This is a genomic window from Rheinheimera sp. F8, assembly GCF_001518915.1.
In genome coordinates, this window is record NZ_CP013656.1 from 2594309 (window position 1) to 2608541 (window position 14233).

The following is a 14233-nucleotide window of genomic DNA, read 5'->3' on the forward strand; positions in this document are numbered from 1 at the left end:
CTTAATTGTGAAAATTATTTTTCCGATGAAATTCAGTGAAATACGATGTTTTGGGTACGGCAGGACATATTCGCTACCGGAAATTACGACAATGATGTGACAGCTTTCTTTACATAACTGGTTTGGCGATAACACTAAAGCCAGACCGGATGACTCTTCGCGTGATTGGCATACATTATGAATTACTAAAATAGTCAAACCAAAATAAGGTAAAACCAAATGACAGCAGCACGCAAACTGACCTCAGCCGCGATGTTAACAGCGGCGCTGGTATGTTCACAATTTGCTCAGGCGACGCCAATGGGCGGTGCTAATAATAACTCGGGTGGTAATAATAACTCGGGCGGTAATAATAACTCGGGTGGTAATGACAACAAAGTCACTCCACCGCCTTGTATGGTTTCAGATATTTGGATCACTTCATATCAGAAACAAAAAATTGGCGCTGCAGAACAAGTCGTTGAACCGATCAACGCGACAGCATGTTACGGCGCTTTTACCGGAAACGATGATGTCAGTGGCTTAAACGCTGCGCCGCCTTCATCAAATTACAATTTGGGCTACGACGATATGGGCTGGCTGAACGAGGAATCGCCGCAGTACTGGCCGGGCATGGATGGCGCTTTTGTTCCTGAAGCCGATCTGCAAAATTTACAAGGCAAAGGGAATATAGATCCTGGTTGGATCTTCTTCGGCAAATATACAGCTGGTAATTTCGCGCCGTCGTCGACCTCAAAAGACGGGTTTGGCACTTATCAATATGCCAGTGATTTGATCAGTATGAGTAACTGCAAAAATAGAGCTGGTGGGACAACCAGTTGTACCGGCGGAGATGTAGTGAGTGGAGATTGGTTATATAAACCACCAGCCACTAACCCTGACGAACTGATGGACATGTTAGGCACCAACAAATTCTTTGATCAGGTGACAGTCATCTTTAAGTCTGCGCATATGTTCGCGATGTACAACTTCAACATTGCAGCACTTGGTTTGCCTCCGGTAGTAGGCACCACGGACGAAAATTATATGTTCAAAGGTTCATGGGATATGAGCAATACTTTATTGAATCCAAGTGGCGGTGGCGGTTTATCTCACGTCTCAGTCTGGGGCCGGGATCCGGTGACCGATGACACTCCACCACCAGTTGATGTACCAGTATCTGCGCCTGTAACTCTGGCAGGGCTCGGTTTATTATTATTAGGATTACATCGTCGCCGTCAGCAGGCTTAAGTTCTGATTGCACAAAAAAACCAGCGTGATGCTGGTTTTTTTATTTGTGGTAAGGCGAACTTCTCGTTATTTTTGCAACGATAGATCCCGTGCTGCTTTAAATTCTTTGCCCGGATACCAGTTTGGCCACAGCGCTGAATTGGCGAGTTCGTGCCCGACTAAATAAAACAGCCACAGGTCCTGCTGTGAACCGCGTAAATCCCAGCCCGGACTGAATTCGTCATTGACCTTGTGGTAATAATTCGCCGTGTAATCGCGCCGCTGCGCCAGGCCCCAATCTTTGCCATGCGCCACACTGTCGACACCACCGCGGGCATACAACATCGGCACGCCATAGCGCGCCAGCTGGAAATGGTCTGAGCGATAATAAAAACCATCCTCCGGTGTTGGTTCCGGTGCGATGTAGCGGCCTTGTGCTTTGGCATATTTATCCAAAAGCGACTCCAGCTCGGACGCTCCGTAACCAAACACCTGCACGTCACGCATCGGACCGTATACGTTCATCACATCCATATTGATGCCGGCGACGGTCTGATTCAGTGGAAACAGTGGATTGGCTGCATACCAGCGTGAGCCTAACATGCCGCGCTCTTCGGCCGTCACCGCAATAAACACTACTGAGCGTTCCGGCTGCGGCTGTTGTTGATAATGCTCGGCCAGCGCAATCAAGCCGGCAACACCACCGGCATTGTCTTGGGCGCCATTAAAAATCTTGTCCTCTTTGCGGCTGAAATCGAGACCAAAATGGTCCCAGTGCGCCATATACAACACAGCCTCATCAGGTTTTGTCTTGCCGGGAATATAACCAATGACGTTGCTGGAATCGATTTCACGAAGTTGGTTTTTGATGCTGATGGAGGCGGTGCCGCCCAGTGCTATCGCCTGAAAATCTTTCGCCAACGCTTTTTTACGCAGGCTCTGGATACTCTGGCCGGAAGCGGCAAACAGTTGCTCGGCGCTGTCTGTGGTCAGCCAGCCTTCGACGGCGGCTTTATGCTGGTTTTTGTTTTTGTCGGCCAGTTCAAAACGGATAGGGCTGGTGCCGGACACCACATTCCAGCCATAAGCGGCCGCATCGGTTTCGTGCACAATCAGCGCCATCGCTGCGCCCTGACGCGCTGCTTCTTCAAACTTGTAAGTCCAGCGGCCGTAATAGGTCATGGCTTTGCCGGTGAATAGTTTGGCATCGCCGGTGGCAAAACCTGGGTCGTTGACAAACATCACGACGGTTTTGCCTTTGACGTCGACATTTTTGTAATCGTTCCAGCCATATTCCGGCGCAACAATGCCGTAGCCGACAAACACCAGTTCGCTGTTTTTCACTTCAACCTGCGGTTGCATCCGGGTCGACCAGGCCATCATCTGCGTTTTGTAAGTGAAACTGGCTGGCAGTTTGTCGCCCTGCAGGGTAATTGCGGAGACGGCCACCGGGTCGATTTGCACCACGGGCACGGCCTGACGGTAGCTATCTTTTGCAAAGGGTTTCAGGCCAAGACGCTGAAACTGCTGTTCGATATAAGCCACAGTACGCTCTTCGCCGACGGTGGCCGGCGCGCGGCCTTGCAGCTCGTCGGAGGCGACTTCGGCAAAATAGCGGCCAAAGGCTGGATTGAATTCAGTTTGTGGCAAGGGCTTATCGCCGGCCGCCAGTGCACTGCCACCGAGTAGCAAAGCACAAAGCGGAATAAACAGGAAACTGCGCTGTAACATAGTCATAAGCAACTCTCAGGGACGTGCTGACCGCAGGCCGGCAAGTGTCAGAAAAGGGAATCGCTATGTTGCCATGGCGTTGCGGCTCACGCCTGCCTTTTTCGATTAAGCGGTTGGTGATGCGGATAAACGGTCAGTGCTTCACACATACAAACAACGCATTGCCGGACATGCCGTCCCAGGCCACCAGTTTGTCGTAATCGTGTTGCAGGATCTGCACGTCGAAATAAGGCGCCAATAGTTGTTGTAATTGCGCAAAAGTGACCGCCACCATCGGATGGGCGTCTTGCCAGATTTCGGTTTGGTCGTTTTCTGTCTTTTCGATGCGAAGGCGCAGCTGTTGTTGCTCACCGTGGCCGGGGTAAAACCAGCCGGACGTGAATACAAACCGGCTGGTGGCTTGTTGTGTCTGATGCGACACGACGGAAGCATTGTCGATTTGGCTTTTATCCACCGCATTAAAACAAAACACGCCGCCGGCATTTAATGCCTGATGCGCCTGACGGATACAGGCAGTGAGGCCGGCAATGGTCTGACTATAATGCAGCGAGTATAAAAAGCAGGTGATCAAATCCACCGGTTGGCTCACGCTGAATTCACACATATTCTGGCAGGAAAAATCAGCTTCAGGGCAACGTTGCTGCGCCAGTTCCAGCATCGGCTGATTGAGGTCGAGGCCTGCGCTTTGATAACCTAAATCCAGTAAAAACCGGATATGCGGGCCAGTACCACAGGCTAGATCGAGGTGCCGTTTGCCACCATTGCCAAAAAACTGATCGATACGGTGCACAGTGTCACTCTGCGCCTGATAATTGATGTCCGCGCACATCAAATCATAATAACCGGACAAATCAGTGTAGAGGGCAGTGGCAGTCATAACAGGTCCGGTTTGCGCTGGAAAAACGGCGCGCAAGATAGCATAAATTAACGCCTGCGGCGACCTGTCGCATCAGCTGGTGCGGTGGCCGGTTTTGCGGCAAAACTGGTGGTCGCGGTTGTCATCATCATTGGCCACAACAATGTGAGGAGTCTCCTGTGAGGATCAAACTAATACTAACGCAGTTGCTGCTATGGGGTTTGGCCGTTGGTGCGGCTGTGCTGACCGGTGCGCCGGATTTTTATGCACTGCTGTTGTTGCCGGTGATTGGTGTTATCGCCATGGCCGCTCTGTGGCGTGCCACTGCGCCCAAAGCGGACTGCTGTAATTCGTAACCGCAGCTGCGGATTCCATAAATGTAAGCGCTTTACAATAGCGCGGCAGGCGGGTCACTATCTGGCAAACCGACAAATAAGGAACGTCAGATGAAATTGAAGCTTCGCCTCAGTGGTTTGCTGTTTGCAACCAGCCTTGTCTCGGCCTTTGTGGCATTGCCGCTGGCTGCAACACCTGCGCTATCTTTGCTGGATCCGACCTTGAGTCAGTGGGAAACCTACCTTAGTTACCGCCATCAGGAGCAATACAATGGCAGTCAACCGACTGATGCGGCCGGTAAACCGCTGGCACCGTTTGGACTGTTTCCAGGATTGGATCCGCATGGCGTGTTCACGTTGCAGCAACAGGGCGGAGAAACGGTGTTGCGCGTCAGCGGTGAGATCTATGGCGCTTTGACCAGCAAACAGAGCTTTCGTAATTATCATCTGACGTTGCAATACCGCTTCGGCGAGAAAAAATGGCCACCACGGCTGCAGAAACTCAAAGATAGCGGCATTTTGTATCACGCCAACGGGCCCCACGGGCAAGAGTACTTCCGCTCCTGGATGTTGTCGCAGGAATTTCAAATCATGCAGGGCCATACCGGCGATTATTGGCAGCAAGCCAATTCGGCAATTGATATCCGCGCCTTCCAGCCTGAGGGCGACATGAACGCGGTGGCAGATACCACTCAGCCGTTTTTGGCCGCAGGCCGTGCCAGCGGCGGGCCGGGTTTTGTCATGCGGCAACTGAATGCGGAGAAACCTGATAATCAATGGAACACAGTGGAACTGATTTGTTTTGAAGGCCAGAGCCTGCATATCGTTAACGGTCAGGTGGTGATGGTGCTGAAAAACTCCCGCTATCAGCAGGATGGCCGTGACATGCCGATGTGGCAAGGTAAAATTCAGCTGCAAAGTGAAGCGGCCGAGGTGTTCTACAAAAATATCCGGCTGCAGGTACTCGACCAGCTGCCGGCGCAATACGCTGGTTATTTCTGAGCCGCAGTCATGCTTCTTTAGCAGCCAGATCTCAGACCAGATAAAGGTTGCACAATCCGGCTGGCACGCTGAGTATAACCCTCAGTGTTGCTGAGCCGGAGTTTCCTATGTCGTCATCTGCAATTGCGCTAATCACCGGTGCCAGCCGGGGCATCGGTGCTGCCACGGCACGGCTGTTCGCGCAGCAGGGTTATGCGCTGGGGCTGAATTATCTGAAGGACCATGTCGCCGCACAGGCGCTTGCCACTGAGCTTCGCGCCGTTGGCTGCCAGTGTATCCTGTTACAAGCCGATATTGGCGACGAAGCGCAAGTACTGGCGATGTTTCAGCGGCTGGATGCTGAACTCGGGCCTTTGTCAGTGTTGGTTAATAACGCGGGTATTTTACAACCACAAAGCTCTATCAGCGGGATCAGCGCAGCCCGCTTTGCCGCGATTTTACAAACCAATGTGATCGGTACTTTTTTATGTTGCCAGCAGGCGGTGCAACGGATGCGCACCGATTTGGGTGGGCAGGGCGGTTCGATAGTCAATGTCTCTTCGGCGGCGGCCAAAAGTGGTTCACCGCATGAATATATTGATTATGCCGCCTCCAAAGGCGCCGTTGACACCCTGACCCGTGGCCTTGCGCTCGAAGTGGCGGCGCAGGGGATCCGCGTCAATGCAGTCCGGCCTGGTTTTATCTATACCGATATGCACGCCGCTGGCGGCGAACCCGGCCGGGTCGACCGGCTGAAAAGCCGCATTCCACTGGGCCGTGGTGGCGAAGCTCTGGAGGTCGCAGAGGCGATTGCCTGGCTGGCATCAGGCGCCGCCAGTTATACCACCGGCAGTTTTATTGATGTCTGTGGTGGGGTTTAATGTGCAGACCATATTGAGGAGTGACAACATGCAACAACGATGGATACTTTTGCTGGTTGGTTTAGCGCTGCTGGTGCCGGCCCAGGCGATTGAACAAACTAAGGCGGTAAAAGTCAGCACAGTGCTGAAAACCCAAACCAGCTGGGACGGGCAGCCGCTGCAATATCCGGCGGGGGACGCCGAAGTGACCGGTATGTTGATTGAGATCGCACCAGGCGGAGAAACCGGCTGGCATCTGCATCCGGTGCCTTCATTTGGTATGGTGCTGGAAGGTGAGCTGGAAGTGTCCCTCAAAGACGGCCGGAAAAAACGCATGAAAACCGGCGATGCGTTGGCCGAGGTGGTCAACACGGCACACAATGGCCGCAATGTCGGTTCAGTGCCGTTGAAGCTGGTGGTGTTTTACGCCGGCAGCAAAGGCCAGCCGTTGTCGCAGAAAATACCGACAGAGATTGCGGCCGCAGCAAAGCCCTGAGCTAAAAACCACATTCAGTCTGACTGCATGGCGGCGCTTGCCCGATAAGCGCCCGGCGCCATGCCGGTGACACGGACAAACTCTTTGTGGAAATTCGATTTGGTGGCAAAGCCGGCCTGATACATCACCTCTGTGACCGCGAGGGGCGGGTTCTGCAGCAACAACTGTTTGGCCTTGCTGATGCGTTTATCGTTTAACAACACGGAAAAACTGGCGCCGTAACATTGGTTGACTGCCTGCGACAATTGCCGCGCCGGCACCTGCAGTTTGCGTGCGGCCTGCGCCAGCGTGATACCGAATTCAAGCTGATAGAGCTGTTGTTGCTCCAGCAGCTCTAGCCAGCGCTGATACACCACCTGCAATTTTTCATCAGCGGCCGCACTTCCGTCTGGAAGTGGTATCTGGGCTTCGTCAGCAAGTGGTGTCTGAGCATCGACAGGAAGTGGTGCCAGGGCATCGACAGGAAGGGGCTCGCTCAGGCTTGGCGTCTCTTGACGTTGCATCTGCGGTTTTTGCTGACTGCGTTGATACAGCCATTCCAGCAACGGGCTGCGCTGCAGCGCGAACAATAATGTCAGCAGATGCAACAGCAGAAACAGCGCTGCTGCCGGCAGCAACAGGCCTGAAGTGGGCACAGTGCCGCCTTGTTGCAGCTCAAGATATAGCATGGCTTCGACCAGCAGGTTAGTGCCAAGCAAAGTGCCCTGTAGCTGCAAATAGCGCCGCGCGACTGGCGCTGCGTCACCGAGCGAAGCCAGTCGCGCCGGATCCCGTGAGACTGTCACCAGCACCGCCAACAAATAACCGGCATAACTCAACAGTAAAAACAGGTCGAGATAATCCAGCAATATAGAGCCGCTGAGCAGCAGATAAAACGTCAACACGGCCGGGATTAAATGCCAAAGATCGCGCTGATGCAGCCTGGCGTCGGGCCGCTGTAACACTTGAAAAAAACACCAGAATAACGGTGCCAGCAACATGGCACCGACCGGCCGCAATATCGTTTGCGCGGGGAATAATTGCATGTGCTGCAGGGACAGCACCAACAACAGGCTTTGGCTGCCATACAATAAATAAGTGGCGCCGGTTAAGCGCAGCGGCCAGGGGCGGCCTTGCGGACTGAGCAGGAAATGCAGCCCAAGCAGCAGACACAACAACGCGATAGCGCTGTGTAGCATGATTAATTCATTCATCAGAAAACCATCGGCAACATCGAACCCGCAAAAACCAGTGTCAGGCCCACAAACCTGTGGCACCTGCGCTCGAACCGCAGTGTAACGTGCAAAAGCACCCGACAACAGGCGAATTTGACGTCCTCAAACGTGTTTCAGGACGCCCCAAAGACGGCAACCCCTTAGTCTGACGGCAGTTAATTAAATGAGGATTTCACATGGACAACACAATACAACACTGTCGCAGCTGGCTGCTGGCCATACCGGTACTGTTGCTGAGCTGGCTGGTCGCGCCAGTGGTTGCTGCCACCAACCCGGCCGCCAAAACCGCACAGACTCAGCTGCTATTTGGCGGTGCGCGTTCCACGCAATGTGTAAAGGCAGCGCCGATGCGCCAGCAAGGTTATGTCCGGATCGGCGGTATTGAACAATGGATCAGCCTCAACAGCACTGACTGCACATTACCGGTGATCCTGTTTTTACATGGTGGGCCAGCGAATCCGATCAGTCCTTTTGCCGATGCGATATACGCCGGCTGGGAACAGCAATTTACCTTGGTGCAATGGGACCAGCGTGCCAGCGGCAAAACCTGGTTGCGTAATCAACCTGCAGCCGGGGAACGGCTGACACTGGCACAAATGACACAGGATGGCCTGGCGCTGGTGCAGTATCTGCAACAAATCCTCGGCAACCGACCGCTCATTCTAATGGGCAGCTCCTGGGGATCAGCTCTGGGTATTAAAATGGTGCAACAACAACCTGAGTGGTTCGCCGCCTATGTTGGCAGCTCCCAGCTGGTCAGCGGTCCGCAAAACAGCCTGGCGAGTTATCAGACGGTGCTGAAATTAGCAACCAAAGCGCAGGATCAGGTCGCATTGGCGCAGCTTAGCAAACTGGGGCCACCACCATATGCCAAGCCAAATGGTATTCTGCGTCGCCTCAGCCGCCAGTATGAAGCAAAAATGGCCACGCCGGCGCCGGCTCACTGGTGGCAAAGTGCGGCCGAATTTGCGCTGGAGCAACATGCACCAGCTTATGAAGCGGCGGAAGATTATTCATTTTTACAGTTTATGGGTTTTGACCCTGAAACCAGCAACACCACTGGCGGTATGTACCATGATATCGAGTTACAACGGGATGCCACAGTGCTGAAACTACCGGTGTATTTTATTCAGGGCGAGGCCGACCTGGTGACAGTACCGGCAGTCACTGCTGCTTATGTCGATGCCATCAAGGCGCCACAAAAGGAACTGATCATGGTTGCCAAAGCCGGGCACGCTCCGAACGCTGCCAGCATTGCCGCCGAGTGGCAGCTGCTGCAGCGCATTCGTGCGCAGCTTGCCGCTCAATAGACCCGATGAACGCGGGTTGCCGGCTTAGCCCGGCAACTTATAGGCAGCGAAATCCGGCCGGCGTAGCCGCGGTGCTGCGGTGTAACAGCCCAGCACCAGCACACAAAGGCCAGCGCTGATCGCGAACAGGGCCGGTCCACCGAGGACATCAATAATCAGGCCACCGAGCAGCGGCGACAAGCTGTAGCCAATGGCATACAGGCTGGCAGCCCCAAAATAGCTGCCGCGCAGCGCCGGGTGCGCCAGCTGGTCCAGATGCACATTCATATTGGCAAACAACACTGCCTCACCGATGCTGAGGACGGCCATCGCTCCCAACCAGCCCCAGAACCAGTCAACCGGATTGAGCGCAAACCAAATCTGCGACAGACCCAGTAGCACCACGCCAAGGTGAATGCGTTTGATCACAGGCCAATGGCCAAGCAAACGCAGCAGCGGGAACTGGCATGTAACAATAATCAGCGAATTGACCATCACCAGACTGGAGATCAGCGTTACCAAATCCGGAAAATCCGCCCGCGTCAGGTATTGGATCAGGCTCGAATCGGCATGGGCGTAGATAAAGTTAATCAGAATATTGGCAAGGATGATCACGGCAAACAGCTGGTCTTGCCGCAGCAATTGCAGGATTGCGGCGAAATTCAGCGTGTGCGATGGCCGCGTTTGTGCCGCGCTGCTGGCCAGTTTACCGGGCCGGTACAACCACAACAGCCCCAATCCCAAAGCGCCATAAGACGCTGCCGTGATAAAAAAGCTATGCGGATTGCCGCTGAGGCCCGCCCATAAGCCTAATACCGGGCCACAAGCCGCGCCGGCATTGACCATAAAATACAGGCCCTGTAACGCCAGCTCACGGTCCTTGCTGTCGGGCAATAAATCGCCGAGCCAGGCTTTGCTCGGCGCATCCCATAAAGCGCGCGGCAAGGTGGCAAGGAAAATACAGCACAGCATCAGCGGCAAAGTGTCGGCCAGTGCCAGCGCAGAAAATGCCAGCACGCCGGTGACGGCACCGGCCAGCATCAGCGGTTTGCGGCCAAAACGGTCGGATAAATGGCCGGCATAAAAGCCGGCGACGACGGCGGTCAATGCAGCGGTGGTCAGCCAGAAACCGGTTTCGGTCGCGCTCAGCTCATAACGCTGATACAAAATCACCGCCAGAAAAGGCCAGACCATAAAATAGCTGCCACGGACAAAAAAATTGCCCCACAACATTAACCAAACCGGCGCCGGCAGCTGTTTTACCCGCTGCCACGACAACACTTGCGCTGACATTTTGCCTCCTGCATATTGAAGAGCATCAGCATGCCGAAAAAGCGCCCGCGAGGCCAGCAGGGAAACTTCTGTTTACAGAAAAGCAGTGTTTCCAGACATGACTGGTCTGAAGCGCGGTGACGATAGCAGGAGATAACATGTATCAGGGCAGTTGTTTGTGCGGCAAAGTGGTGTATCAGCTGCATGGCGAGCCGCGGCGCGTCTCGCACTGTCATTGCCGGATGTGTCAGAAACAGCATGGTGCTGCTTTTGCCACTTACCTGAGCCTGCCGGCGGCGGAATTGCACTACACGCAGGGCGCTGATGCCGTCAGGCGCTATCAGTCTTCGGCCTCAGTGACACGTGGTTTCTGCGGGTATTGTGGCTCGACACTGGAATGGCACGACAGCACAGACCCTGATGGTTATGTGGCGCTAACCGTAGCAACACTGGACAGCCCGTTTGAAATCACGGATATCCCGCACATCTGTACTGAAAGCCGCAGCAGTTGGTGTCCTTGCTGATAGTTGCCGGCCAGACTTTGTGGTATTGATGATATGTTGTGGAAATAAGCTTAATCAAATTCAGGGAAGTCCCATTGCCATATCAAATTCGTGTCGCTGACGCTTCGGACCATCAAGCCATCAGCGCTTTGTTATTACCGCTGGTTGAAAAATTTATCGCGCCGGACTGCTCGGCTGAAGGAACTGCTTTATTGCTGGGGTCGATGCAACCGCAGGCGATCCTCGGTTATCTGCACGGCGATTACCGGTATTGGCTGGCCGAAGATGCCGAAGGCCTGGCCGGTGTCATTGCTATCAAAGGCCGTAATCATCTTTACCATTTGTTTGTCGCTGAGCGGGCGCAAGGGCAAGGACTGGCACGGCAACTCTGGTTATATGCGCTGGCGCAATGCGCAGAAGGTGATGCGCCGGATGAATTTACTGTCAACGCGTCGTTATATGCCCAATCCATGTATCAACATTTGGGTTTTGTTGCCGAACAAGGCCCACGTGAACGGATGGGGATCACGGATGTACCGATGCGGCTGATATTACGGGCGCGTTATCAAGGGGACGCCCAGCCCTGACGATTTTCACCGCTGGTCCCGCCAGGGTTGTCACTGAGAGAACTGCAGACCACACTATTGATCCTGTTGCAAAAAAAGGAGACAGCGCGATGACAGCAATCGCAAAGTGGTTTTATCCGGTGGTAGTACTGGCGTTATTGTGGAATTTGATGGGGCTGTTTGTGTTCTGGACTGATGTGACCATGACACCGGAACAGATCGCTGCGATGCCGGCGGCCATGCAGGAGGTTTATCACAGCCGGCCGTTGTGGTCGGTTCTGGCCACTGCGACAGCTGTGATTGGCGGCACACTCGGCACTATATTGTTGTTATTGCGCCTGCCGTTGGCAACGCCGCTGCTGGTGGTGTCATTGCTTGGGGTGGTGCTGCAGGATCTCAGTTTTGCACTCCAACCGGCTGCCCGCGCTTTGGTTGACCAGACGGTGATCATTCTGCAAGGTTCAGTATTATTGATTGCACTTGGCTTGTGTTACCTGGCACGCCTCGCCGGACAACGGGGCTGGTTGAAAACCGGCTGATCTGCCAGCAGGCTGCGGCCGGGTGGGCGGACACAGATCGTTGATTTTGTTATGCTCCGGTTTTTGCTGCAACCGGAGCCTTTATGCAGTCTGTCATCGATTTTATCCTTGAGCTCGATAAGCTCAAAACCGTTACCCGCAAAACCAAAACCCTGCATAGCGATCGCTATGAAAATTCAGCCGAGCACAGCTGGCAAATCGCATTGTTGGCCTGGTCTTTAGCGCCTTATGCGCCAGCAGAAACCAATATCCACCAGGTGATCAAATTGCTGTTAGTGCATGACATCGGTGAAATCGATACCGGCGATACCATTGTTTATGCCAATGCCGACTGGTCGGCATTAAAAGCGGAAGAACTGACCGCAGTGCAGCGGATCTTTGGCCTGTTACCGGCCGGCCAGGCGGCAGAACTGTTGGCGTTATGGCAGGAGTTTGAAACTGGCGCGACTATCGAAGCGCAATTTGCCCATGCTTGTGACAGGGCTATGCCAGTGCTGTTGAATCTGGCTAATAATGGCCAGAGCTGGCGCGAAAACGGCATCAGCTATGCACGGGTGATCGCCCGCATCGAAGCGCCGATCAGCCAGGGCTGCCCGGCATTGTGGCACTATCTCAGTGGCAAACTGGCACAAGCCGAACAGGCCGGTTGGTTTGGTGGTTAACCGACAGTTGCGTGTTGCCGGTGAACATCCTAAGCTGGACAGATAAATAATAAAATTTCCGGAGACTAATCATGGGTATAGCTTTTGATATGGTCATGCTCGCTGTGATGGCAGTATCGGCTTTTCTGATCGGCGGCATCTGGTATTCAAAGTTACTGTTTGGTCCGCGCTGGTGTACTTATGCCGGCATCGACATGGAGAAACCGCAGGGCCATCCGGCGCGGGTTTTCGGGGTCAGTCTGTTATTTTCTTTCCTGGCGGCCAGCGGTTTTGTTTTTCTGTTTGGCCAGCCTGAATCTCTGCACTTGTCGCTGCATAACGGCCTGATGGTGGGGTTCTTTTTTGTGTTGTCGAGTTTTGGCATTAATTATCAGTTTGCCAACAGGCCCTGGCCTATGTTGTTGATTGATGGCGGTTACCATTTACTGCAGTTTGCCGCTTATGGTCTGATTGTGGGGCTCTGGCCGCGCTGATTGTGTTTATTCAGAAGGATCTGTAATGAAATATCGTATTGAACAAAAAATTCTCAGCCTCACCGACAGCTTTGATATTGATGATGAGGATGGCAGGCTCGCCTACACCGTCAAAGGCAAATTCTTCAGTATTTCCAGCAGCCAGACCATGTATGACCTGGCTGAACGTGAAGTACTGAAAATCAAACGTAAATATCTGACTATCCTGCCGGCCTGCCGTCTCGTTGCTCCTTCGGGTGATGAATGGCTGGTACGCAAGAAATTCTGGCCATTCTGGCGCGCGGCGTTTTCGGTGCAAACACCACAAGGCAGGTTAGAGGTTGATGGTAATCTGTGGCAACGCGAGTACCGCATCACGCAAGGCGAGCAATTACTGGCGCGGGTGTCCAAGGCCTGGTTTAGCTGGTCCGACAGTTATGGCGTAGAGATCTACCGACCCGACGCCGCCATCCAGCTGTTGGGCACCGTCATTGTGATTGACCGGATCCAGCATGCGGGCACTAATTCGGTCCTTAGCGACGACTAAATCCGGATTTCACCAAACTGGCTGCTGCGGTGTTTCATCGCAGCAGATCTGTAGTTAGTCGCAGCAAAAACCGAATAAAGCAGCTTCGCCTGATATAACCTTACAACAATAAAACTGGACTGCCCCACGTGATGCGATGGCAGGCAAATTGTTTTGAGGACAGCATGTACCACATTCGTCTGGACGATTTACAAGGCCCGGAAATCGCCGCCTTACTGACCGCGCATCTGGCTGATATGCAAGCCACTTCACCACCGGAAAGTGTCCATGCCCTGGATTTGACCGCATTGCGCCAACCCGATATTCGCTTCTGGACGTTGTGGCATCAGCCCGAAACGACGCAGCCTGCAACGCTTGCTGGTTGTATCGCATTGAAACAGCTGAGTGCCTGCTATGGCGAAAAACACGGTGAAATCAAATCCACCCGGGTGGCCGATGCGTTTCGTGGCCACGGCTGCGCCCGAATATTACTGAGCCATCTGCTTGCTGCCGCACAGCAAAGTGGCTTGCAGCGGGTGAGTCTGGAGACCGGCTCTATGGCGTTTTTTCAGCCAGCGCGCACCTTGTACCAGCGGTTCGGTTTTACCGAATGTGCGCCATTTGCCGATTATGCTGAAGATCCCAACAGTGTGTTTATGACGCTGGAGCTGCCTGCGCTCTGAAAGCCTTGTTTACAAAATTAGTTTCGACGCTGTGACTGAATCAGCGTAATTTAACATTC

At 53.7% G+C, this 14233-nt stretch carries 17 protein-coding genes; 13 read left to right on the forward strand and 4 right to left on the reverse strand.

Annotated elements, in window-relative coordinates; genetic code table 11:
• Positions 1-252 precede the first annotated feature (252 nt).
• Positions 253-1230, forward strand: a complete 978-nt coding sequence (locus ATY27_RS11595; protein ID WP_208930803.1) for a hypothetical protein — start codon at positions 253-255, stop codon at positions 1228-1230.
• A gap of 66 nt (positions 1231-1296) precedes the next feature.
• On the opposite strand, the gene ATY27_RS11600 is transcribed toward ATY27_RS11595, so the two are convergent.
• The gene (locus tag ATY27_RS11600; RefSeq protein ID WP_244151282.1) at positions 1297-2946 is read right to left on the reverse strand and encodes a M28 family metallopeptidase; all 1650 of its coding nucleotides are present in this window, start codon (positions 2944-2946) and stop codon (positions 1297-1299) included.
• Between the two features lie 127 nt (positions 2947-3073).
• Positions 3074-3817, reverse strand: coding sequence for a class I SAM-dependent methyltransferase (locus ATY27_RS11605; RefSeq protein ID WP_208930804.1), 744 nt, complete (start codon positions 3815-3817; stop codon positions 3074-3076).
• Between the two features lie 158 nt (positions 3818-3975).
• Between ATY27_RS11605 and ATY27_RS11610 the strand changes: the two genes are divergently transcribed.
• The 4 genes from ATY27_RS11610 to ATY27_RS11625 all read left to right on the forward strand — a co-directional run bounded on the left by ATY27_RS11610 (position 3976) and on the right by ATY27_RS11625 (position 6468).
• On the forward strand, positions 3976-4152 hold the full coding sequence (locus tag ATY27_RS11610; protein WP_208930805.1) for a hypothetical protein: 177 nt from the start codon (positions 3976-3978) through the stop codon (positions 4150-4152).
• Positions 4153-4242: 90 nt separating this feature from the next.
• The gene (locus ATY27_RS11615) at positions 4243-5133 is read left to right on the forward strand and encodes a DUF1080 domain-containing protein (RefSeq protein WP_208930806.1); all 891 of its coding nucleotides are present in this window, start codon (positions 4243-4245) and stop codon (positions 5131-5133) included.
• A gap of 107 nt (positions 5134-5240) precedes the next feature.
• Complete coding sequence (locus ATY27_RS11620; RefSeq protein WP_208930807.1) at positions 5241-5993, forward strand: SDR family oxidoreductase; 753 nt, start codon at positions 5241-5243, stop codon at positions 5991-5993.
• 28 nt (positions 5994-6021) lie between these two features.
• A complete protein-coding gene (locus tag ATY27_RS11625; RefSeq protein ID WP_208930808.1) occupies positions 6022-6468 on the forward strand; it encodes a cupin domain-containing protein in 447 nt (148 codons plus the stop codon).
• A 14-nt stretch (positions 6469-6482) separates the two neighbouring features.
• Here the strand turns inward: ATY27_RS11625 and ATY27_RS11630 are convergent, their stop codons facing one another.
• Positions 6483-7661: a helix-turn-helix domain-containing protein gene (locus ATY27_RS11630; RefSeq protein WP_208930809.1), complete on the reverse strand. Its 1179-nt coding sequence runs from the start codon at positions 7659-7661 to the stop codon at positions 6483-6485.
• A gap of 197 nt (positions 7662-7858) precedes the next feature.
• Here ATY27_RS11630 and ATY27_RS11635 point away from each other — a divergent pair, with 197 nt between their 5' ends.
• Positions 7859-8992 (forward strand): alpha/beta fold hydrolase, encoded by a 1134-nt coding sequence (locus ATY27_RS11635; RefSeq protein WP_208930810.1) that lies wholly within the window; start codon positions 7859-7861, stop codon positions 8990-8992.
• A gap of 24 nt (positions 8993-9016) precedes the next feature.
• Here ATY27_RS11635 and ATY27_RS11640 read toward each other — a convergent pair whose 3' ends face one another.
• Entirely contained in the window at positions 9017-10264 is a 1248-nt protein-coding gene (locus ATY27_RS11640) for an MFS transporter (protein WP_208930811.1), read from the reverse strand.
• Between the two features lie 137 nt (positions 10265-10401).
• Between ATY27_RS11640 and ATY27_RS11645 the strand changes: the two genes are divergently transcribed.
• The 7 genes from ATY27_RS11645 (at position 10402) to ATY27_RS11675 (ending at position 14174) form a co-directional block, all read left to right on the forward strand.
• The gene (locus tag ATY27_RS11645) at positions 10402-10767 is read left to right on the forward strand and encodes a GFA family protein (RefSeq protein WP_208930812.1); all 366 of its coding nucleotides are present in this window, start codon (positions 10402-10404) and stop codon (positions 10765-10767) included.
• A 74-nt stretch (positions 10768-10841) separates the two neighbouring features.
• Positions 10842-11333 (forward strand): GNAT family N-acetyltransferase, encoded by a 492-nt coding sequence (locus ATY27_RS11650; protein WP_208930813.1) that lies wholly within the window; start codon positions 10842-10844, stop codon positions 11331-11333.
• 89 nt (positions 11334-11422) lie between these two features.
• Positions 11423-11851 (forward strand): hypothetical protein, encoded by a 429-nt coding sequence (locus ATY27_RS11655; RefSeq protein ID WP_208930814.1) that lies wholly within the window; start codon positions 11423-11425, stop codon positions 11849-11851.
• An 83-nt stretch (positions 11852-11934) separates the two neighbouring features.
• Positions 11935-12513 carry an HD domain-containing protein gene (locus ATY27_RS11660; protein ID WP_208930815.1) on the forward strand — a complete coding sequence of 193 codons (579 nt, stop codon included), beginning with the start codon at positions 11935-11937 and terminating at the stop codon, positions 12511-12513.
• Between the two features lie 71 nt (positions 12514-12584).
• The gene (locus tag ATY27_RS11665; RefSeq protein ID WP_208930816.1) at positions 12585-12986 is read left to right on the forward strand and encodes a DUF1761 domain-containing protein; all 402 of its coding nucleotides are present in this window, start codon (positions 12585-12587) and stop codon (positions 12984-12986) included.
• Between the two features lie 25 nt (positions 12987-13011).
• Positions 13012-13512 (forward strand): LURP-one-related family protein, encoded by a 501-nt coding sequence (locus ATY27_RS11670; RefSeq protein WP_208930817.1) that lies wholly within the window; start codon positions 13012-13014, stop codon positions 13510-13512.
• Positions 13513-13676: 164 nt separating this feature from the next.
• Complete coding sequence (locus tag ATY27_RS11675) at positions 13677-14174, forward strand: GNAT family N-acetyltransferase (RefSeq protein ID WP_208930818.1); 498 nt, start codon at positions 13677-13679, stop codon at positions 14172-14174.
• Positions 14175-14233: the final 59 nt, after the last annotated feature.

Excerpts from the sequence above, each read along its gene's own strand:
- ATY27_RS11595 (WP_208930803.1), top strand. The coding sequence starts at position 253 with ATGTTAACAGCGGCGCTGGTATGTTCACAATTTGCTCAGGCGACGCCA.
- ATY27_RS11600 (WP_244151282.1), bottom strand. The coding sequence starts at position 2,946 with ATGACTATGTTACAGCGCAGTTTCCTGTTTATTCCGCTTTGTGCTTTG.
- ATY27_RS11605 (WP_208930804.1), bottom strand. The coding sequence starts at position 3,817 with ATGACTGCCACTGCCCTCTACACTGATTTGTCCGGTTATTATGATTTG.
- ATY27_RS11615 (WP_208930806.1), top strand. The coding sequence starts at position 4,243 with ATGAAATTGAAGCTTCGCCTCAGTGGTTTGCTGTTTGCAACCAGCCTT.
- ATY27_RS11620 (WP_208930807.1), top strand. The coding sequence starts at position 5,241 with ATGTCGTCATCTGCAATTGCGCTAATCACCGGTGCCAGCCGGGGCATC.
- ATY27_RS11625 (WP_208930808.1), top strand. The coding sequence starts at position 6,022 with ATGCAACAACGATGGATACTTTTGCTGGTTGGTTTAGCGCTGCTGGTG.
- ATY27_RS11630 (WP_208930809.1), bottom strand. The coding sequence starts at position 7,661 with ATGAATGAATTAATCATGCTACACAGCGCTATCGCGTTGTTGTGTCTG.
- ATY27_RS11635 (WP_208930810.1), top strand. The coding sequence starts at position 7,859 with ATGGACAACACAATACAACACTGTCGCAGCTGGCTGCTGGCCATACCG.
- ATY27_RS11640 (WP_208930811.1), bottom strand. The coding sequence starts at position 10,264 with ATGTCAGCGCAAGTGTTGTCGTGGCAGCGGGTAAAACAGCTGCCGGCG.
- ATY27_RS11645 (WP_208930812.1), top strand. The coding sequence starts at position 10,402 with ATGTATCAGGGCAGTTGTTTGTGCGGCAAAGTGGTGTATCAGCTGCAT.
- ATY27_RS11655 (WP_208930814.1), top strand. The coding sequence starts at position 11,423 with ATGACAGCAATCGCAAAGTGGTTTTATCCGGTGGTAGTACTGGCGTTA.
- ATY27_RS11660 (WP_208930815.1), top strand. The coding sequence starts at position 11,935 with ATGCAGTCTGTCATCGATTTTATCCTTGAGCTCGATAAGCTCAAAACC.
- ATY27_RS11665 (WP_208930816.1), top strand. The coding sequence starts at position 12,585 with ATGGGTATAGCTTTTGATATGGTCATGCTCGCTGTGATGGCAGTATCG.
- ATY27_RS11670 (WP_208930817.1), top strand. The coding sequence starts at position 13,012 with ATGAAATATCGTATTGAACAAAAAATTCTCAGCCTCACCGACAGCTTT.
- ATY27_RS11675 (WP_208930818.1), top strand. The coding sequence starts at position 13,677 with ATGTACCACATTCGTCTGGACGATTTACAAGGCCCGGAAATCGCCGCC.